Source organism: Pseudomonas sp. NPDC096925, assembly GCF_044762545.1.
In the GTDB taxonomy this organism is placed as follows: domain Bacteria; phylum Pseudomonadota; class Gammaproteobacteria; order Pseudomonadales; family Pseudomonadaceae; genus Aquipseudomonas.
In genome coordinates, this window is the sequence record NZ_JBIWEM010000001.1 from 296,543 (window position 1) to 315,687 (window position 19,145).

The 19,145-nt window shown below is 63.6% G+C and carries 14 protein-coding genes; 8 read left to right on the forward strand and 6 right to left on the reverse strand.

Going from position 1 to position 19,145, the window contains the following annotated elements; all coding sequences use genetic code 11:
* Positions 1-2 precede the first annotated feature (2 nt).
* The 3 genes from der (at position 3) to ACIQYU_RS01500 (ending at position 3,606) form a co-directional block, all read left to right on the forward strand.
* Positions 3-1,466 (forward strand): ribosome biogenesis GTPase Der, encoded by a 1,464-nt coding sequence (der, locus tag ACIQYU_RS01490; RefSeq protein WP_013971029.1) that lies wholly within the window; start codon positions 3-5, stop codon positions 1,464-1,466.
* A 212-nt stretch (positions 1,467-1,678) separates the two neighbouring features.
* Positions 1,679-2,827, forward strand: coding sequence for a pyridoxal phosphate-dependent aminotransferase (locus ACIQYU_RS01495; RefSeq protein WP_402797930.1), 1,149 nt, complete (start codon positions 1,679-1,681; stop codon positions 2,825-2,827).
* Complete coding sequence (locus tag ACIQYU_RS01500; RefSeq protein ID WP_207834762.1) at positions 2,815-3,606, forward strand: amidohydrolase; 792 nt, start codon at positions 2,815-2,817, stop codon at positions 3,604-3,606. Before ACIQYU_RS01495 ends, ACIQYU_RS01500 begins: the two co-directional genes overlap by 13 nt.
* Before the next feature lie 129 nt (positions 3,607-3,735).
* Here the strand turns inward: ACIQYU_RS01500 and ACIQYU_RS01505 are convergent, their stop codons facing one another.
* Together ACIQYU_RS01505 and ACIQYU_RS01510 are read right to left on the reverse strand one after the other, a co-directional pair.
* Entirely contained in the window at positions 3,736-6,291 is a 2,556-nt protein-coding gene (locus ACIQYU_RS01505) for a sulfite reductase flavoprotein subunit alpha (RefSeq protein WP_207834760.1), read from the reverse strand.
* Between the two features lie 254 nt (positions 6,292-6,545).
* Positions 6,546-8,828, reverse strand: coding sequence for a TonB-dependent siderophore receptor (locus ACIQYU_RS01510; protein WP_343582780.1), 2,283 nt, complete (start codon positions 8,826-8,828; stop codon positions 6,546-6,548).
* Positions 8,829-9,050: 222 nt separating this feature from the next.
* Here ACIQYU_RS01510 and ACIQYU_RS01515 point away from each other — a divergent pair, with 222 nt between their 5' ends.
* On the forward strand, positions 9,051-9,731 hold the full coding sequence (locus tag ACIQYU_RS01515; RefSeq protein WP_063911325.1) for a Fe2+-dependent dioxygenase: 681 nt from the start codon (positions 9,051-9,053) through the stop codon (positions 9,729-9,731).
* Positions 9,732-9,734: 3 nt separating this feature from the next.
* Positions 9,735-10,484 carry a tetratricopeptide repeat protein gene (locus ACIQYU_RS01520; protein WP_207834756.1) on the forward strand — a complete coding sequence of 250 codons (750 nt, stop codon included), beginning with the start codon at positions 9,735-9,737 and terminating at the stop codon, positions 10,482-10,484.
* Between the two features lie 155 nt (positions 10,485-10,639).
* Here the strand turns inward: ACIQYU_RS01520 and ACIQYU_RS01525 are convergent, their stop codons facing one another.
* Entirely contained in the window at positions 10,640-11,803 is a 1,164-nt protein-coding gene (locus ACIQYU_RS01525) for a type III PLP-dependent enzyme (protein ID WP_054901082.1), read from the reverse strand.
* A 493-nt stretch (positions 11,804-12,296) separates the two neighbouring features.
* On the opposite strand from ACIQYU_RS01525, the gene ACIQYU_RS01530 reads away from it, so the two are divergent.
* From ACIQYU_RS01530 to ACIQYU_RS01540, 3 genes are all read left to right on the forward strand, one after another.
* Positions 12,297-12,794: a sigma-70 family RNA polymerase sigma factor gene (locus tag ACIQYU_RS01530; protein WP_144170653.1), complete on the forward strand. Its 498-nt coding sequence runs from the start codon at positions 12,297-12,299 to the stop codon at positions 12,792-12,794.
* A 20-nt stretch (positions 12,795-12,814) separates the two neighbouring features.
* Positions 12,815-13,777, forward strand: a complete 963-nt coding sequence (locus ACIQYU_RS01535) for a FecR family protein (protein ID WP_144170654.1) — start codon at positions 12,815-12,817, stop codon at positions 13,775-13,777.
* A gap of 108 nt (positions 13,778-13,885) precedes the next feature.
* Complete coding sequence (locus tag ACIQYU_RS01540; protein ID WP_402797940.1) at positions 13,886-16,315, forward strand: TonB-dependent siderophore receptor; 2,430 nt, start codon at positions 13,886-13,888, stop codon at positions 16,313-16,315.
* 106 nt (positions 16,316-16,421) lie between these two features.
* Here the strand turns inward: ACIQYU_RS01540 and ACIQYU_RS01545 are convergent, their stop codons facing one another.
* From ACIQYU_RS01545 to ACIQYU_RS01555, 3 genes are read right to left on the reverse strand one after another with little or no spacing between them, the layout of a single operon-like run.
* On the reverse strand, positions 16,422-17,579 hold the full coding sequence (locus ACIQYU_RS01545; RefSeq protein WP_144170656.1) for a betaine/proline/choline family ABC transporter ATP-binding protein: 1,158 nt from the start codon (positions 17,577-17,579) through the stop codon (positions 16,422-16,424).
* Positions 17,576-18,229 (reverse strand): ABC transporter permease, encoded by a 654-nt coding sequence (locus ACIQYU_RS01550; RefSeq protein WP_063911331.1) that lies wholly within the window; start codon positions 18,227-18,229, stop codon positions 17,576-17,578. The genes ACIQYU_RS01545 and ACIQYU_RS01550 overlap by 4 nt, the downstream gene beginning before the upstream one ends.
* On the reverse strand, positions 18,226-19,140 hold the full coding sequence (locus ACIQYU_RS01555; protein WP_144170657.1) for a glycine betaine ABC transporter substrate-binding protein: 915 nt from the start codon (positions 19,138-19,140) through the stop codon (positions 18,226-18,228). Before ACIQYU_RS01555 ends, ACIQYU_RS01550 begins: the two co-directional genes overlap by 4 nt.
* Between the last annotated feature and the right edge of the window lie 5 nt (positions 19,141-19,145).

Sequence of the window (19,145 nt, forward strand, 5' to 3'; positions counted from 1 at the left end):
GAATGGTTCCCGTAATCGCCCTGGTGGGCCGCCCGAACGTCGGCAAATCCACCATGTTCAACCGCCTGACCAAGACCCGCGATGCCATCGTCGGTGACCTGTCGGGCCTGACCCGTGACCGCCAGTATGGTGATGCCACCTGGCAGGGTCGTTCCTTCATCCTGATCGACACCGGCGGTATCACCGGTGACGAAGTGGGCATGGACGAGAAAATGGCCGAGCAGTCGCTCATGGCCATCGAAGAAGCCGACTATGTACTGTTCCTGGTCGATGCCCGCGCCGGCATGACCGCCGCCGACCAGATGATCGCCGAGCACCTGCGCAAGCGGAACAAGGAAGCGATCCTGGTTGCCAACAAGATCGACAACATCGACGCCGACGTCGCCCGCGCCGAGTTCTCGCCGCTGGGCATGGGCAACGCCATCCCGGTGGCCGGCTCCCAGGGCCGTGGCATCAACGCGCTGATGGAGGCCGTGCTCGGCCACCTGCCGCGTGACCAGGTCGAGGAAGCGCTGGACGCCGAAGTCGCCGAAGGCGAAGAAGCGGTGCGCATCCCGGGCCCGAGCGAAAAGGATGGCATCAAGATCGCCATCATCGGTCGCCCCAACGTCGGCAAGTCGACCCTGGTCAACCGCATGCTCGGCGAAGAGCGTGTGGTGGTGTACGACCAGCCGGGCACCACCCGCGACAGTATCTACATCCCGTTCGAGCGCGATGACGAGAAGTACACCTTCATCGACACCGCTGGCGTGCGCAAGCGCGGCAAGATCCACGAGGAAGTCGAGAAGTTCTCGGTGGTGAAGACGCTGCAGGCGATCAAGGACGCCAACGTGGTGATCTTCGTCATGGACGCCCGCGAAGGTGTGGTGGACCACGACCTGAACCTGCTGGGCTTCGCCCTGGAAGCCGGCCGCGCCATCGTCATCGCCCTGAACAAGTGGGACGGCATGGAGCCGGGCGAGCGCGATTACGTGAAGACCGAGCTGGAGCGCCGGTTGTTCTTCGTCGATTTTGCCGACATCCACTTCATCTCCGCCCTGCACGGCACCGGCGTGGGCCACCTGTACAAGTCGGTACAGGCCGCGTTCAAGTCGGCGGTCACCCGCTGGCCGACCAGCCGCCTGACGCAGATCCTCGAAGATGCCGTGAGCGAGCACCAGCCACCGCTGGTCAACGGCCGCCGCATCAAGCTGCGCTATGCCCACCTCGGCGGTGCCAACCCGCCGCTGATCGTGATCCACGGCAACCAGACCGACAAGATTCCGAAGTCGTACTCGCGTTACCTGGAGAACACCTACCGCCGCGTCCTCAAGCTGGTCGGTACGCCGATCCGCATCGAGTACAAGGGCGGTGAGAACCCGTACGAGGGCAAGAAGAACACCCTCACCGACCGCCAGGTCAACAAGAAGCGCCGCCTGATGTCGCACCACAAGAAGGCCGAGAAGAAGCGCCGCGACAAGCGCTGATTCCGCGTCAGCTTCTTCGCGGGTAAACCCGCTCCCACAGGTCCCACACAGTTTTCGAATGCTGTGCAGTACCTGTGGGAGCGGGTTTACCCGCGAACAGGCCCTTTGATCCAGCGCAAATCCCCCTATTGTTTCAACCTTTTTCCTGACCGCTCGATCCGCTATGCTCGGACTCCACCCCGTGCCGGATACACCCCAGGAAAGAGGGCTCCATGATTCGCAGCAAACTGCCGAATGTCGGCACGACCATCTTTACCACCATGTCCCAGCTCGCCGTGCAGACGGGCGCGCTCAACCTGTCGCAAGGTTTCCCCGACTTCAACGGCCCGCAGGCGCTGCTCGATGCAGTCGGCCGGCATGTGGCCGCCGGGCATAACCAGTATTCGCCGATGACCGGCCTGCCGGCCCTGCGCCAGCAGGTGGCGGCCAAGGTCGCGCGGCTGTATGGCGCACAGGTGGATGCCGATCAGGAAGTGACCATTACACCAGGCGCCACCGAGGCGATCTTCTGTGCCATTCAGGCAGTGGTACAGGCTGGCGATGAAGTGATTGTCTTCGACCCTTGCTACGACAGCTACGAGCCGTCCGTGGAACTGGCCGGTGGCCGCTGCGTGCATGTACAGCTGAGCGACGGCGATTTCCGCATCGACTGGCAGAAGTTCAGCGATGCCCTCAGCCCGCGAACGCGCATGGTCATCCTCAATTCGCCACACAACCCCAGCGGCGCGCTGATTACCCGAGAAGACCTCGACCAGTTGGCCCGGCTTATCGCTGATCGCGATATCTACCTGGTCAGCGACGAGGTCTACGAGCACCTGGTGTACGACGGTGTGCGCCATGCCAGCGTGCTGGCCCACGAGCAGCTGTACCCGCGTGCCTTCGTGATCAGCTCGTTCGGCAAGACTTACCACGTTACCGGCTGGAAGACCGGCTACGTGATTGCCCCGCCGGCGCTGAGCGCCGAGCTGCGCAAGGTGCACCAGTACGTGAACTTCTGCGGCGTGACCCCGCTGCAGTGCGCCTTGGCCGATTTCATGGCCGAGCACCCCGAGCATATCGATGAACTGCCGGCCTTCTACCAGGCCAAGCGTGACCTGTTCTGCGGCTTGCTGGAGAGCTCGCGGTTCCGTTTCACCCGCACGGCGGGTACCTATTTCCAGCTGGTGGACTATTCGCAGATCCGCCCGGACCTGAACGATGTCGACATGTCGCTGTGGCTGACCCGTGAGCACGGCGTGGCGACCATCCCGGTGTCGGTGTTCTACCAGCAACCCATCCCCGAGCAACGCCTGGTCCGCCTGTGCTTTGCCAAACGAGAGGAGACGCTGCGTCAGGCAGCGGAAAGACTATGCGCGATCTGAGCACACTGCCGAACCTGAAAGTCGCCCTGGTGCAGACCACCCTGGCCTGGCACGACCGCGAGGCCAACCATGCGCACTTCGAAGTGCTGCTGGAGCAGGTGGGCGAAGTGGACCTGGTGATTTTGCCGGAAATGTTCACCACCGGCTTCTCGATGCAGTCCGAGAGCCTGGCCGAGCCGGAGAATGGCCCGACCTACAAATGGCTGAAGGCCCAGGCGAAGAAGTACGACACGGTAATTACCGGCAGCGTGATCATCCAGGCCGCCGATGGCAGCCACCGCAACCGCCTGCTGTGGGCGCGGCCGGATGGCGAAGTCCTGCACTACGACAAGCGCCACCTGTTCCGCATGGCCGGCGAGCACAAGCATTACACACCGGGCGAGCGCCAGGTGCAGTTCGAGCTCAAGGGCTGGCGGATTCGTCCGTTGATCTGCTACGACCTGCGCTTCCCGGTGTGGAGCCGCGATGCCCAGGACACCGACCTGTTGCTGTACACCGCCAACTGGCCGGCTGCGCGCCGCCAGCACTGGAACCGGCTGTTGCCGGCGCGGGGTATCGAGAACCTGTGCTATGTGGCGGCGGTGAACCGGGTGGGCACCGATGGCAAGGGCTTTGCCTATTCCGGCGACAGCCAGGTGCTGGACTTCCAGGGCGAGAGCCTGCTCAGCGCCGGGGAGGCCGACGGGGTGTTTACCGCGGTGTTGAGCGCGGCGGAGCTGGCGGCCTACCGGGCCAAGTTCCCGGCCAACCTGGATGCCGATACCTTCGAGCTGCACTGACAGCCTGTACCGGCCACTTCGCGGGTAAACCCGCTCCCACAGGTACCGCACAGTATTCAAAATCTGTTAGGACCCTGTGGGAGCGGGTTTACCCGCGAAGAGGCCGGTGCTGGTTACATCAGTCTCCGATCAGTACACATCCCGCCGATACCGCCCATCCTCGATAAGCTGCTGCACAGTGGCCTCCCCGAGGATACCGTTGAGCGCCGCATCCACTCCCGCCGCCATCCCTTGCAGGCTGCCACAGACATACACACAGGCGCCATCCGCGACCCAGCGCTTGAACTCTTCAGCCTGCTGCAGCAACACATCCTGCACATACACCTTCTCCGCCTGGTCCCGCGAAAATGCCAGGTCCAGACGTGCCAGGTCGCCGCTGTCCAGCCAGCCTTGCAGCTCGCTGCCACACAGCAGGTCATGGGCGCGGTTACGCTCGCCGAACAGCAGCCAGTTGCGCTGCTCGCCCGCATTCACCCGCGCACGGAGGAGGCTGCGCAGGCCGGCCAGGCCGGTGCCGTTGCCGATCAACACCAGTGGTGCAGCCGTTTCCGGCAGGTGGAAGCTGCTGTTGCGCCGCAAGCGCAGGCTCAGCGTACCGTTCAGCGGCAGGTATTCGGTCAGCCAGCCGGAACCCAGGCCCAGGTTGCCATCGGCGTGGCGTTCCTGGCGCACGATCAGCTCCAGTACGCCATCGCTGGCGATCGAGGCGATCGAGTACTCGCGGCTGCCGATCGGCACCAATGCATCGACCAGCGCTTGCGGCTGCAAGCCGATCAGGTGATCGCGACGGGTCGGCAACTGGCGGCCAGCCAGGGCTTGGGCGAGGGTTTCGCCCAGGCCATTCACCTGCACCTTGGCCCCGGCGTCCAGCGCCATGCCATCGAGGAAGGCCTCGATCCTTGGCTGGCCGTTGAGCGGCAGGATCTCCACCAGGTCACCGGCTTCCCAGCTGGCGGGCGCTTGCGGTCGCAGGCCGAGCAGGTACACCGGCTGGCCCTGGCTGCCCGGGTTGAGCAGTTCACGGCGCACCAGTGACCAGTTGCCGAAACTCGGCGGCTGCCAGGCGGCCACCGGCTGGGCGCCGGTCAGTTGCGCCAGTTCCTGCTGCCACTGCTGCAGCGCTGCCTGGTCGGCGTTGTCCACTTCCACCGGGCTGAACGCGCTGCTGGCACCGCGCTCACCCAGCCATGCCTGCAAGCGGCGGGCGAAGCCGCAGAAGTGCGGGTACTGGCGGTCACCGAGGGCGAGCAGGGCATAGTTGAGGTTGTTCAGCGCCCAGGGCTGGCCGAGCACCTTGCGCTCGAAGGCGCGGGCGCTGTCGGGGGCTTCGCCGTCGCCGAAGGTGCTGACCACGAACAGCGCACGGCGGGCCTGGCGCAGGTCGTCTTCACCCAGTTCGGCAAGGGCGCGCACCTGCACCGGCAGGCCGGCCGCCTGCAGCTGGCCGGCGCTCTGCCAGGCCAGTTGTTCGGCAAGGCCACTCTGGCTGGCAAAGCCGATCAGCCAGCTGTCGCCACTGGCCGTGTTGCTGGTGACGTTGCCACGGGCGGCGCGTACCTGACGCTTCTTGCGGCGGCGGTCGAGGTACAGCAGCCAGCCGGTGACGAAGAACAGCGGCATGGTCAGGCTGGCGATGGTGACGATGATGCGCCCCGGCAGGCCGAAGTATTCGCCCACGTGCAGGGCGTAGACGCTCTGCAGCAGCTGGGCCTTGAAGGATTTGTCGGTGTAGCGGTCATGTTTTTTCACCTGACCGCTGGCCGGGTCCAGCACCAGGGTGTTGAAGGCACGCGGGTGGTCGGCGTCGTCCAGCAGGTAGAACAGGTTGGCCGGTTGGCCACCTACCGGTGGCAGGCGCAGGTTGTACATGGCCAGGCCCGGGCCGGCGGCGTCCTTGAGGTTGGCCCAGATCGCGTCGTAGTCGACCACCAGCGGCGGGGCGTTCTTGTCGATTTTCTGCGGCCCGTGGCGGCCACGGCCTTCGCCGCGCTTTTGTTGCTGGCCGGCGGCCGGTGCGTCGGCCAGCAGCTTGTTCAGGCCTTCGCGGTACCACTCGTAGGACCAGAACAGCCCGGTCAGGGCGAACAACAGGTAGAACAGCAGGCACCAGGTGCCGGCCACCGCGTGCAGGTTCCAGTTGAAGGCGCGGCCTTTCCTGGCCCAGTCAAAGGTCAGCCAGGTGCGCCAGTCCAGCGCCTTGCGCGGCCAGCGCAGGTACAGGCCGGAGAGGCAGAAGAACACCAGCATCAAGGTGCAGGCACCGGTGATCTGCCGGCCGCTGTCGCCCATGGCCAGGAAGCGGTGCAGGTTGAGCATGAGGTTGAAGAAGCCTTGCCCGGCCACTTCTCCCTTGAGTTCGCCAGTGTACGGGTCGGCGTAGCGCAGCGGGCCACGGCGCTCGCCTGGTGGCGGGGTGAAGGAGACGCGTGCGGCGTTGCCTTCGCGTACATCGACCCACAGCATCGCCACCTTGTCGTGCTGCTGGGCCTCGACTCGCTGGACCAGTTCGGCCGGGGGCAGCACGCCCTCCGGGCGCACCTGGACCTTCAGGACATCGGCATTCAGCGCGCGCAGCAGTTCTTCCTGAAACGAGTACAAGGCCCCGGTGATACCCATCAAGGCCAGCACCAGGCCAGCGGTGATGCCAAAGAACCAGTGCAATTGGAACAGCGTCTTCTTCACCACATGATCACCTTGTGTTTCTGCCGCACACTGCGCGGCGTGCATTATGCCTTGATACGCAAAAGCCCCGCTCACGGGAATGAACGGGGCGGGGGGAGCGGGTTGTTTGTTACCTGTGCCGGCCTCTTCGCGGGTGAACCCGCTCCCACAGAGATATCACTGGATCTGAGGCCAGTGGAGTACCTGTGGGAGCGGGTTCACCCGCGAAAGGGCCGGCACAGGCGCAGCCCATTCAACAGATCAACCCCATCCTGGCATCAGAAGTGGACGCTGGTGGTCAACAGAGCCGTCCGCCCGGCTGCCTGGTTGGCGAAGTGGGTGGAGAAGGCCTTGTCGTAGTACACCTCGTTGGTCAGGTTCTGCACGTTCAGCTGCAGGTCGATGTTCTTGGTCAGCTTGTAGGCAGCCATGGCGTCATAGCGCACGTAGCTGTCGACCATTGTGGTATTGGCTACGTTGCCATACACGTCATCGACGTAGAACGCACCGCCACCGATGGTCAGCTTCGGCGTAACGGAGTACGTGGTCCACAGGCTGGCGCTGTTGTTCGGCGTGTTTGGCAGCTGATTGCCGTCGTTAGCCTTGTTCAGCGGGCCGCCGTCGATCTGACGTGCCTGAAGGTAGGTATAGCCGGCGAATACCTGCCACTTGTCGGTGAGCTTGCCGCTGGCCGACAGCTCGATGCCCTGTACACGAGTTTCGCCGACGTTCTCGTAGGTGGTGGTGTCCACCTGAACGCGGGCATTTTCCTTCTCTGTGCGGAAGATCGCTGCTGCCAGTGACAGGCGTTCGTCCAGCAAGTCCCACTTGGTACCTACTTCGTAGTTGGTGGTCTCTTCCGGCTCCAGGTCGCTGCCCAAGATATTGCCGCTGCGGTCAGTGGTGCCTGGCAGAGTGTTGGTTTCGGTACCCTCACCGAGCATGGCGCCTGGCGGGGTCGCGGACGTGGCGTAGGAAACATAGATGCTGCCGTTTTCGGCAGGCTTCCAGACCAGACCCAGCTGGCCTGTGAAGAATTCACTCTTGTCGCGACCTTTGGTAGGTACGCCGTTCTTGTTCACGACGGTTGCGCCGCTGGCGTCGTAGGTACGGAACTTGGTATCGAAATGGTCGTAACGCAGGCCCATGTTCAGCAGCCACTGGGGCGTGAGCTCCAGTGTATCGAAAGCATAGATCGCACGTGTCTTGCCGCTGGTTTTGGTACCGGCGTAGTTGCGCGAGACCGTGCCGTCCCAAGCGTCATCCGGGTTCGGGTCGCTCAGCGAGGTGCAGCTACCGCCGTTGCCAGGCCCAGTGCAGCTGAGTTTGCTGTTTGGCGTGACGGTGTAACTCTGGCGGTCGGACTCTTCCTTGGTGAACTCGATACCGGTGGAGAAATTGTTCTTGAAGCCGCCGACGAAGAACTCACCGAACAGGTCGGTCTGGTTGGTTGTGGTGGCGGTGTTGCCAACACGGGAGTTGGCGCGACGCCAGACCCCATTGTTGTTGACGTTGCCAACACTGTCGTCAGGCTGGGTCAGGATGTAGTCCTGCATGCTGTTGCCGTGACGCAGGGTGTTTTTGATGGTCAGCGAGTCCGTCAGGTCGTGCTCGATGCCAATGGTTGCGATGTCAACGCGGGTCTTGCGGAAATCGCGACCGGTCAGGCCATAGAAGTTGTCGCTGTCGCCGCCGTCAGTCGGCTTGCTCGGGTGCGCCGAAGTGCGTGCAGTGTTGCCACCGGTCGGGATGGTGTACGGGATGCCCGAATCCGGAAGGTCGTCGCTTTCCAGATGGTAGTAGTCGAGGTTCACGCGGGTCGGGGTACCCAGGCCGAAGGCCAGCGATGGGGCGATACCCCAACGGTCGTAGTTGACCTTGTCGCGGCCGGCGACGTTGCTTTCGTGGGTCATCAGGTTCAGGCGGCCGGCAACGGTATCGCTGAACTGGTAGTTACCATCGAAGGTGTAGCGCTGGGTCTGGTCGCTGCCCCAAGTCCAGGCGCCATCGAGCGAGTTGCCCAGGTGTGCACGTTTGCTCACCAGGTTGATGGTGCCGCCGGCGGCACCACGGCCACCGATGGCCGAGTTCGGGCCCTTGGCTACTTCTACCGATTCGATGGCGAAGATTTCGCGGGTTTGTGCACCAGTGTCGCGCACGCCGTCCAGGTAGGTGTCGCCCTGGGCGTCGAAGCCGCGGATGAACGGGCGGTCGCCTTGCGGGTTGCCGCCTTCGCCGGCACCAAAGGTGATCCCTGGCACGGTGCGCAGGGCGTCCTGCAGGGTCAGGGCGCTGGTGTCCTTGATCACTTGCTGCGGGATCACGGTGATCGAGCGTGGGGTGTCTACCAGCGGCGCGGTGTACTTCTGCGAGGAGGCCTTGTCGACCTTGTAATCGGTGCTGGCTTGTTCAGCCTTGCCGTTGACGCTGGTGGCGTCGAGGGTGATCGCGCTGCTGGCGGCCGGGTCGGCGGCGTAGGCCGACGAGGCGCTGAGGGCGACGCCGATGGCAGACACGATCAGGCGTGGTGAACTCACTGCAGATGGTACGTACTGGCGCATTGCTTAGGACCTTCCCCAAGGTGTTAAGGCCGCGGATCTTAATGTAAGCGATTGTGACTCACAATTGAGAGTCGTTACCATTCGTGAAGAATTTACAATCTTTACAGTTTCCCTTTACGGTTTCATCAAGCTGAAACGTCTTAAGCGGCGAATGGGGGTTGTGAAGCGCAAAAGGGAATCAATATCATTGGCGCCTTTACATTTTCCAACGGTGCTGCCGCCATGCTGCTTCACATCCCCGGCCTGTTCGATACCGATGAGCTGGCCCGTATCCGCGAGGCGCTGGAGCAGGCCGACTGGGCCGACGGCAAGATCACGGCCGGCTACCAGTCGGCCAAGGCCAAGCACAACCTGCAGCTGCCGGAAGGACACCCGCTGGCCAAGGAGATCGGCAGTGCGCTGATCGACCGCTTGTGGCAGAACCCGCGCTTCATGTCCGCAGCCTTGCCGCACAAGGTGTTCCCGCCGTTGATCAACTGCTACCGCGAAGGTGGCAATTTCGGCTTCCACATCGACAACGCCCTGCGCCAGCCCAAGGGCAGCCCGGAGCGGGTGCGTACCGACCTGTCCTCCACGCTGTTCCTCAGCGATCCGGACAGCTACGACGGCGGCGAGCTGGTGATCCAGGACACCTATGGCGTGCAGCAGGTCAAACTGGCCGCCGGTGACCTGGTGCTGTACCCCGGCACCAGCCTGCACAAGGTCAACCCGGTGACCCGTGGCCAGCGTTACGCCGCGTTCTTCTGGACCCAGAGCCTGGTGCGCGAGGACAGCCAGCGGGCGTTGCTGTTCGAGATGGACAATGCCATCCAGCAACTGACTGCCGATGTGCCGGACCATCCATCACTGCTGCAACTGACCGGCACCTACCACAACCTGCTGCGCCGCTGGGCCGAGGTCTGAACCGTGTCCTATCAGTTGCGGCGTGAGGAAGTGATGGATGTGGCCCGTTTGCAGGCCATGCTGGAAGAAAGCCCCGGCAAGGCTGCCCAGGCGATTCTGGCGGCGGCCGGGCAGGGTGCGGTCGAGGCACAGTTGCTGCTGGGGCAGATCCTGCTCGACGGGCGCGGCATTCAGGCGGATGCCGCCGTGGCCAGGCGCTGGTTCGGCATTGCCGCACAGGGCGGCAGTGCCATGGCGCACAACATGCTGGGGCGTTGCCTGGAGCATGGCTGGGGCGGTGAGCCAAGCCCGGCGCAGGCGGCCGTTCACTATGCGCGTGCGGCCGATGCCGGGCTGGACTGGGGGCTGTACAACCTGGGCAACCTGCTGGCCACCGGGCGCGGCGTACCGGCCAACCAGGCGCAGGCGCTGATGTGCTACGAGAAAGCGGCGCACATGGGGCATGCCAAGTCGATGAACCTGTACGGGCGTTACCTGGAGCAAGGCATCGCCACGGCGCCCAACCCGACACGGGCGGTGCGCTGGTATCGGCGTTCGGCCGAGGCGGGGGACTTTCGCGGCATGTTCAGCCTGGGGCTGGTGCTGGTCGAGCGTGGGCAGGTGGCGGAAGCCGGGCCTTGGCTGGAGCGGGCGCGGGTCGAGGGGAACATGAATTTCCTGCGCAGTGCGCTGGTGAGCTTGCAGGGGGCGGGGCCGGTATTGATGGCCTTTGCGGCGCGGTATGCCGAGGAGATCGAGCGGCGCGAAGCCTGATGTCGCCTGTGCTGGCCCTATCGCCGGCAGGCCAGCTCCCACAGGGTCTGGACAAGGCTTGAGGCTGCGCTGTACCTGTGGGAGCGGGCGTGCCCGCGAAGAGGCCGGTACAGCAAAGCACAAATGAAAACGGGGCCTTGCGGCCCCGTTGTGCATTACAGGTAGTAAGCCTTCAGCGGCGGGAAGCCGTTGAATTCCACTGCGCTGTAGCTGGTGGTGTAGGCACCGGTCGACAGCCAGTACAGGCGGTCGCCGATGGCCAGGTTCAGCGGCAGGCCGTACTTGTAGTTTTCGTACATGATGTCGGCGCTGTCGCAGGTCGGGCCGGCGATGACCACTTCTTCGGCCTCGCCTTTCTTCTCGGTCCAGATCGGGAACTTGATGGCTTCGTCCATGGTTTCGATCAGGCCGGAGAACTTGCCCACGTCGGTGTAGATCCAGCGCTCGACAGCGGTGCGCGACTTGCGTGCAACCAGTACCACTTCGCTGACCAGGATACCGGCGTTGGCAATCAGCGAACGGCCCGGCTCGAGGATGATTTCCGGCAGGTCGTCACCGAAGTCTTCCTTCAGGAAGCGGATGATCTCTTCGGCGTAGGTTTCCAGGCTGTTGGTCCGGGTGATGTAGTTGGCCGGGAAGCCGCCACCCATGTTGATCAGCTTCAGCTCGATGCCGTCTTCTTCCTTCAGGCGCTCGAAGATCACCTTGACCTTGGCGATGGCGGCGTCCCATACGCTGATGTCGCGCTGCTGCGAGCCAACATGGAAGGAAATGCCGTAAGGCACCAGGCCCAGGTCGCGGGCGAGGATCAGCAGGTCCATGGCCATGTCGGTCTGGCAGCCGAATTTGCGCGACAGCGGCCAGTCGGCAGTGGTCGAGCCTTCGGTGAGGATACGCACGTACACTTTCGAGCCCGGCGCGGCCTTGGCGATGTTGCGCAGGTCGGCTTCCGAGTCGGTGGCATACAGGCGCACGCCCTTCTCGTAGAAGTAGCGGATGTCCTTGGACTTCTTGATGGTGTTGCCGTAGCTGATGCGGTCGGCGGTTACACCGCGGCCCAGCACCTTGTCCAGCTCGTAGATCGAGGCGATGTCGAAGCTCGAACCTTTTTCCTTGAGCAGGTCGATGATCTCGACGGCCGGGTTGGCCTTGACCGCGTAGTACACCTTGGCGAATTCGAAACCAGCACGCAGGTCGTCATAGGCCTGGCTGATCATCTGGGTATCGATGAGTACGAACGGGGTTTCCTGCTTGTCGGCGAACGCCTTCATTTTCTGGAAGGTGTCACGCGCGAAATAGTCTTCGACCTGGATCGACATGCTCAGGGACTCCATGGGCAAACTGAAAGATTAAGTGGCTGCAAACTGAACGTCCTCCGTATCCCCACTTTGGTTCGCCTACTCAGTACTTGAGCCGGATGGATCGTTTCCAGCATGGACGTTCGGCGCGCACTTTAGGGCGTGAAGAATGCAGAATCAACAGGCAATCCGGGCGTGATCGACGTGGATCGACGACCAGCCATTTGAATAACCGACTCGTGTGACCAGCTGATGTTCCCCGCAGTGTTTCAAGCGTAAAAAATTGTGGAATGGACCAAATTGGCCCCTTCGCGGGTAAACCCGTTCCCACAGGGTTTCCACGCTTCCTGTGGGAGCGGGTTTACCCGCGAAGAGTCCTGTGGTGTTCATATTTATGGCCACAATGCTTCGCACTGCCGTCCATGAAAAAGACAATAAATTTTTTGTTACCGACTGGCGGAATTGCCGGTTTTGATGAGAAACATTACTATTCGCACCCTTGTCCGCCTCCCTGATGACCCCGACCGTGTCCGGACCCAAAGGCTTCCTCGACCACTACCACGAGCTGATCGGCACCTGGACGCGCAAGTTGCGCAGTCGACCGCAGGCCGAGGACCTCACCCACGATGCCTTTGTCCGGGTACTGGAAAACCCGCGCGAGCAGGTTGAGCAGCCCCGCGCCTACCTGCACCAGACCGCGCGCAACATTGCCGTGGACGGTTTCCGTCGCGAGGACCGCCGCCAGGCCCTGGAGCTGGAAGCCTTCGATGAAGGCGTGGCCGGTAATGGCGACCCCGAGGCCTACGTGCATGCGCTGGAGCTGGCCGACAGGGTCGAGCGGGCGCTGGCCGAACTGCCGCTCAATTGCCGGCAGGTGTTCATCTGGCAGAAGCTCGAAGGCCTGACCCAGGCCGAGATCGCCGAGCGCATGGGGTTGAGCAAGAACATGGTCGAAAAGTATATGATCCGCACGCTCCGGCATCTGCGTGAGCACCTGGATGTGTCGGCATGATGAGTCAGGAGACCTTTTCGATGAAACAGCACGGTACCGGTACCGTCCGCGAGCAGGCGGCCGCATGGTTTGCCCGCGTGCAGGATGCGCCTCGCGATGCCGTGCTGCAGGCGCAACTGCACGCCTGGCTGGAAGGCGATGCACGGCACCGTGAAGAGTACCAGCAGCTCGCCCGCCTGTGGCAGGCCGCCGACTTCATCCCCCGCCAGCGCCTGGAAGCGCTGTGCCAGCCAGCCCCGGTACGTCAGTTGCCACGTCGACGCTTTGTGCGCCAGGCCTTGGCCGCCAGTGTGGCCGCACTGGCGTTGGGGCTGGGCTGGGGTGGCTGGCACTACCAGCAACTGAATCACCAGGGCAGTTTGCAGACAGCCTTCAACGAACGCCGCCAGGTTGACCTGCCGGATGGTTCGCACCTTGAACTCAACGGCAGTACGCAAGTGCAGGTCGCCTTCAGCGCCGGCCAGCGGCATGTCCGGCTGATGGCGGGTGAAGTGATGTTCACCGTCGCCCATGACAGTGGCAGGCCGTTCGTGGTCGACACCGCCCAGGGGAGCGTGACTGTCACCGGTACCCGTTTCGATGTCCGGCTGGACCCGGCCAGCACGCGCGTGGCGGTGGAGCAGGGCTCGGTGCGTGTGCAGGGCAAGGGCGCCTCGCTGGCGCAGCTCACGGCTGGCCAGGGCTCGCATATCGATGCACAAGGCCAGGTGGCCGCACCCTATGCGGTGAATACCGATGCCCTGACGGCCTGGCGCCAAGGCCGGCTGGTGTTCGACAACGCCACCCTGGCCGAGGTGGTGGCAGAAGCTTCGCGTTACCGCAGCCAGCCGCTGCGGGTCGCCCCCGGCAAAGTCGCCCAACTGCGGCTGTCCAGCACCTTCAGCACCGACGACACCGACGCGCTGCTGCGCGCCTTGCCGAGCATCCTGCCGGTGGCCATCAAGGCCCATGAAGATGGCTCGCGCGAAATAATCGCGAAATAGATTCAGGTTTTTTTTCGCTCGTTCGTCTTCCCCGCCAGCTGCAACTGCCAAGCATTTCCATTTGCATGCGGTTGGCGTTTATTCCGTATTCCAGGAAGTTTCGACGACGTGAACAACAACAAGCCCTTTCCACGCTTCCGCGCTCTGGCGCTGGCCCTGGCGGTCAGTGCCGTGGCCGTCAACGGCCAGGCCGCAGAGGCCGGTAGCACCATCCAGATCCAGGCCCAACCCCTGGCTTCGGCGCTGAACCAGCTGGGCCAGCAGACCAACCTGCAGCTGTTCTTCAGCCCCGAACTGGTGGCCGGCAAGCAAGCCCCGGCGGTGTCCGGCCAGCTGGCGCCCGAGCAGGCGCTGCAGCAGCTGCTGCAAGGCAGCGGCCTGACCTACGAGATGTCCCAGGGCACCGTGGTGGTCAAGCCGGCGCAGGCTGATGGCACCTTCACCACTGGCAGCCTGGAACTGGCGCCCACCGACATCAAGGTGGTGGGTGACTGGCTGGGCGATGCCCAGCAGAGCATGGTGCAGAACCACCCCGGCGCGCGCACGGTGGTGCGCCGCGAGGCGATGGTGGAGAAGGGCGCAATGAACGTGCGCGATGTGCTGCGCGGCATCCCGGGCGTGCAGGTGCAGGACTCCAACGGCACCGGCGGCAGCGACCTGTCGCTGAACGTGGGCGTTCGCGGCCTGACTTCACGCCTGTCGCCACGCTCCACGGTGCTGATCGACGGTATCCCGGCCGCTTTCGCGCCCTATGGGCAGCCGCAGTTGTCGATGGCGCCGATTTCCTCGGGCAACCTCGACAGCATCGACGTGGTACGTGGCGCCGGTTCCGTGCGTTATGGCCCGCAGAACGTCGGCGGGGTGATCAACTTCGTTACCCGGGCGATCCCGGAGAAGGCATCGGCGGAGCTGTCCACCACCCTGGAAACCTCCCGGCATGGTGGCTGGAAGCATACCGAATCGGCCTTCGTCGGCGGCACGGCGGACAACGGCATGGGTGTGGCGCTGCTGTACACCGGGGTGAATGGCAACGGCTACCGTGAAAGCAACAACGGCAACGATATCGATGACGTCATCCTCAAGACCCACTGGGCGCCGACTGACGTCGACGAGTTCTGGCTCAACTTCCACTATTACGATGGCCGTGCCGACATGCCCGGCGGCCTGACCCAGGCCCAGTACGACAGCAACCCGTACCAGTCGCTGCGCGACTACGACTACTTCGCCGGCCGGCGCAAGGATGTGTCGTTCAAGTGGCAGCGGCAGCTCGACGACGCCACCCAGTTCGAAGTGCTGACCTACTACACCGACAGCTTCCGCGGCAGCGCCATTGCCTCGCGCGACATGAAGACCCTGTCGTCGTACCCGCGCAACTACCACACCTTCGCCATCGAACCACGGCTGTCGCGGATCTTCTTCGCCGGCCCGACCACCCAGGAAGTCAGCGTGGGTTACCGCTACCTGAAGGAAGCGATGCGTGAGCAGTCGACCCGCCTGGCGCTGATCGACAATGTGCCGACGCCAACCCCGACCTCCGACGGCCATGTGTTCCAGGACCGCAGTGGCGGTACCGAGGCCAGCGCCTACTACATCGACGACAAGATCGACGTGGGTAACTGGACCATCACCCCGGGCATCCGCTTCGAGCACATCAACACCGACTGGCGCGACCGCCCGGTGCTCGGTGCCAACGGCCAGCCGGTGCCAGAGAAGAAACGCAGCATCACCAGCAACGAGCCGCTGCCGGCGCTGAGCGTGATGTACCACCTCTCCGATGCGTGGAAGTTGTTCGCCAACTACGAGACCTCGTTTGGCAGCCTGCAGTACTTCCAGCTGGGCCAGGGCGGTACTGGCAACAGCACGGCCAATGGCCTGGAACCGGAAAAGGCCAAGACCTACGAAATCGGTACCCGCTATGACAATGGCGCCTTTGCCGGTGAGCTGACGGCGTTCTACATCGACTTCGACGACGAACTGCAGTACATCAGCAACGACGTGGGTTGGACCAACCTCGGCGCGACCAAGCACCAGGGTATCGAGGCTTCGGTGCGCTATGACCTGGCGGGGCTTGACCCGCGCCTGGAAGGGCTGTCGGTGAGCGGTGGCTACACCTATACCCGCGCTACTTATGAAGGGGACATTCCTGGCTTCAAGGGCCGTGACCTGCCGTTCTATTCACGCCAGGTGGCCACTGCCGGGGTGCGCTACGCGGTCAACCACTGGACCTGGAACCTGGATGCCTACGCCCAATCCAAACAGCGTGCACCGGGTACGGGGATCAATGCCGATGGCAGCTTCAACGGCGACTACATCACCGAGCCGAGTGCGGACGGGCAGTTCGGCGACATTCCGGGTTACGTGACCTGGCATGCGCGTGGCGGCTATGAGTTCGGACCGGAAATGTCCAACCTGAAGTTGGCGGCGGGGGTGAAGAACCTGTTCGACAAGCAGTACTTCACCCGCTCCAGCGACAACAATGCCGGCATCTATGTGGGTGAGCCACGGACCTTCTATGTGCAGGCCAGTGTAGGGTTCTGACACCGCGTCGCCAGCTTCGCGGGTGAACCCGCTCCCACAGGTATCGCGCAGGTCTTTGGCCTTGCGCCGACCCTGTGGGAGCGGGTTTACCCGCGAAGAGGCCGATTCAGGAAATCACCGCCTCGGCCGGCGAAACGATGCTGGTCTTGGCCCCCCGCGAACGCCCCGAACTCAGGTAAGCCGCAATCGACTCCTGGGTCACTTCACCCAGGAACACCTGCTCGGCATCCAGCACCGGCAGCCACGCCCGGTTGAATTCGTACATCCGCGACAACAGGATGCGCAAATGCTCATCATGCGCCGCGGTTGCATTGAACGGCCGCAGGAAGTCGCCACAGGTCCCTTGCTGGCGATGCATATCACGCCGGCGCACGTAGCCCAGTGCCTTGTTCTGCGCATCGGTCACCACCACGTAACGGCGGTCGTGCTCGTCCAGCAGCTCCAGCGCATCGCTCACCGGCGTCTGCGGGCTCACCGATGGCGCGTTGTCTGCCGCATCCTCGGCACGCACCAGCAGCAGGCGCTTGAGGGTGCTGTCCTGGCCGACGAAGTTGCTGACGAACTCATCCGCCGGATGCGCCAGCAGGGTGTCCGGGTGGTCCAGCTGCAACAGCTTGCCGGCACGGAAAATGGCGATCTTGTCGCCCAGCTTGATCGCTTCGTCGATGTCGTGGCTGACCATGATCACCGTCTTGTTCAGCGCCCGCTGCATCTCGAAGAACTCGTTCTGGATCATCTCGCGGTTGATCGGGTCGACCGCGCCGAACGGCTCGTCCATCAGCAGCACCGGCGCTTCCGCCGCCAAGGCGCGGATCACGCCGATACGCTGCTGCTGACCACCGGACAGCTCGCGCGGGTAGCGTTGCAGGTACTGCTTGGGCTCCAGCTTGATCATGTGCATCAGCTCGCGGGCGCGTTCATGGCACTTCTGTTTGTCCCAGCCGAGCAGGCGCGGCACCACGGTGATGTTCTCCTCGATGGTCATGTTGGGGAACAGGCCGATCTGCTGGATCACGTAGCCGATGTGCCGGCGCAGGGTGACTTCGTCCAGCCCGGTGGTGTCTTCGCCATTGATGAACACCTGGCCGGAAGTGGGGGTGATCAGGCGGTTGATCATTTTCAGGGTAGTGCTCTTGCCGCAGCCCGAGGGGCCGAGGAACACGCAGATTTCCCCTTCGTTGACGGTGAGGCTTACCGCGTCGACGGCTTTGACGTCCTTGCCGTTGACGTTGAAGGTTTTGCTGAGGTTCTTCAGTTCGATCATGAGCGCAGTCCTTCTGGAGTCAGGGCACGTTGCAGGGTTTGCAGCAGCAGGTCGGCGATGATCGCCAGCAGGCTGACCAGCACGGCGCCGACCAGCAGCATCGACATGTCGCTGCGGCTGATGGAGGTAAGGATGAGTACGCCGAGGCCGCCGGCGCCGATGGTGGCGGCGATGGTCATGACGCCGATGTTCATCACCACGGCGGTGCGCACGCCGGCGAGAATCACCGGCACGGCGATGGGCAGTTCGACCATGCGCAGGCGCTGGCCGAAGGTCATGCCGATGCCGCGCGCGGCTTCACGGATGCCGGGCTCGACGTTGGTCAGGGCCAGGTAGGTGTTGCGCAGGATCGGCAGCAGTGAATAGAGGAACACCGCAGTGATCGCCGGCAGCGGCCCGAGGCCCTGGCCGAACCTGGAGTAGAACGGCAGCAGCAGGCCGAACAGGGCGATGGACGGGATGGTCAGCAGCACCGTGGCACTGGCCTGCAATGGGCCGGCGACGGCCGGGAAGCGGGTCATCAGGATGCCCAGCGGTACGCCGACGATGATCGCCAGGCCCACGGCGACGCCGACCAGCATGATGTGTTGCCAGGTCAGATGCAGCACCTGGGCCCAGTCCAGATGGTTGAAGGTATCGATCAGGTTCATGGCTGGCCCTCGCTGTTCAGTGGATGCTCACGCAGGAAAGCGGCAGCCACGGCGGTCGGGTTCTGGTGCTCGACATCGACCTTGGCGTTGAGCTGGCGCATGGTTGCGTCATCCAGTTGCTCGGCCAGTGGCTTGAGCAGGCCGGCCAGCTGCGGGTTGGCGTCGAGCACGGCTTTGCGCACCACCGGCGCGGCGGTGTAGTCGGGGAAGTAGTGCTTGTCGTCTTCCAGCAGCTTGAGGTTGAACGCGTTCAGGCGGCCATCGGTGGTGTACACCAGGCCGGCGAACACCTGGTTGTTGTGCATGGCGGTGTAGACCAGGCCGGCATCCATCTGGCGGATGTTGGCGCGGCCCACTTGCAAGTCGTACATCGCCTTCAGGCCGACCAGGCCGTCCGGGCGGTTGGCGAACTCGGTGTCCAGCGCCACCAGGTGGTTGCGTCGGCTTTCGTCACGCAGCACCTGGTTGAGGTCGCTGATCGAGTTGATCTGTGGATAAGCCTCGGCGACCTGCTTGGGCAGGCCCAGCGCGTAGGTGTTGCTGAACTTCGACGGGGTCAGCCAGATCAAGCCTTTCTTCGCGTCCAGTGCCTTGACCTTGGCGTAGGTGGCCTCGGCACTGGGCATGCGCTCATCGATATGGTTGTACGACACCAGTGACACGCCGGTGTATTCCCACATCAGGTCGAGCTGGCCGGTTTCCTGGGCCTGGCGCGCGATGCTGCTGCCAAGGCCGCTGGTGACGCGCACGTCAAAACCGTTGGCGCGCAGGTATTGCGCGGTGATTTCGGCGAGCACGGTCTGTTCGGTGAACACCCGCGCGCCGATGCGGATCAGCGGTTTTTCCGCTGCCTGGGCAAATCCTGCGAACAGCAGGGCCGCGCCCAGCAGCAAGGCGATTTTCTTGTTCATACGTT

Coding starts and splice junctions, on each gene's coding strand:
- ACIQYU_RS01535 (WP_144170654.1), top strand. CDS start 12,815: ATGAAACAGCACGGTACCGGTACCGTCCGCGAGCAGGCGGCCGCATGG.
- ACIQYU_RS01495 (WP_402797930.1), top strand. CDS start 1,679: ATGATTCGCAGCAAACTGCCGAATGTCGGCACGACCATCTTTACCACC.
- ACIQYU_RS01525 (WP_054901082.1), bottom strand. CDS start 11,803: ATGTCGATCCAGGTCGAAGACTATTTCGCGCGTGACACCTTCCAGAAA.
- ACIQYU_RS01530 (WP_144170653.1), top strand. CDS start 12,297: ATGACCCCGACCGTGTCCGGACCCAAAGGCTTCCTCGACCACTACCAC.
- ACIQYU_RS01510 (WP_343582780.1), bottom strand. CDS start 8,828: ATGCGCCAGTACGTACCATCTGCAGTGAGTTCACCACGCCTGATCGTG.
- ACIQYU_RS01545 (WP_144170656.1), bottom strand. CDS start 17,579: ATGATCGAACTGAAGAACCTCAGCAAAACCTTCAACGTCAACGGCAAG.
- ACIQYU_RS01550 (WP_063911331.1), bottom strand. CDS start 18,229: ATGAACCTGATCGATACCTTCAACCATCTGGACTGGGCCCAGGTGCTG.
- ACIQYU_RS01555 (WP_144170657.1), bottom strand. CDS start 19,140: ATGAACAAGAAAATCGCCTTGCTGCTGGGCGCGGCCCTGCTGTTCGCA.
- ACIQYU_RS01500 (WP_207834762.1), top strand. CDS start 2,815: ATGCGCGATCTGAGCACACTGCCGAACCTGAAAGTCGCCCTGGTGCAG.
- der (WP_013971029.1), top strand. CDS start 3: ATGGTTCCCGTAATCGCCCTGGTGGGCCGCCCGAACGTCGGCAAATCC.
- ACIQYU_RS01515 (WP_063911325.1), top strand. CDS start 9,051: ATGCTGCTTCACATCCCCGGCCTGTTCGATACCGATGAGCTGGCCCGT.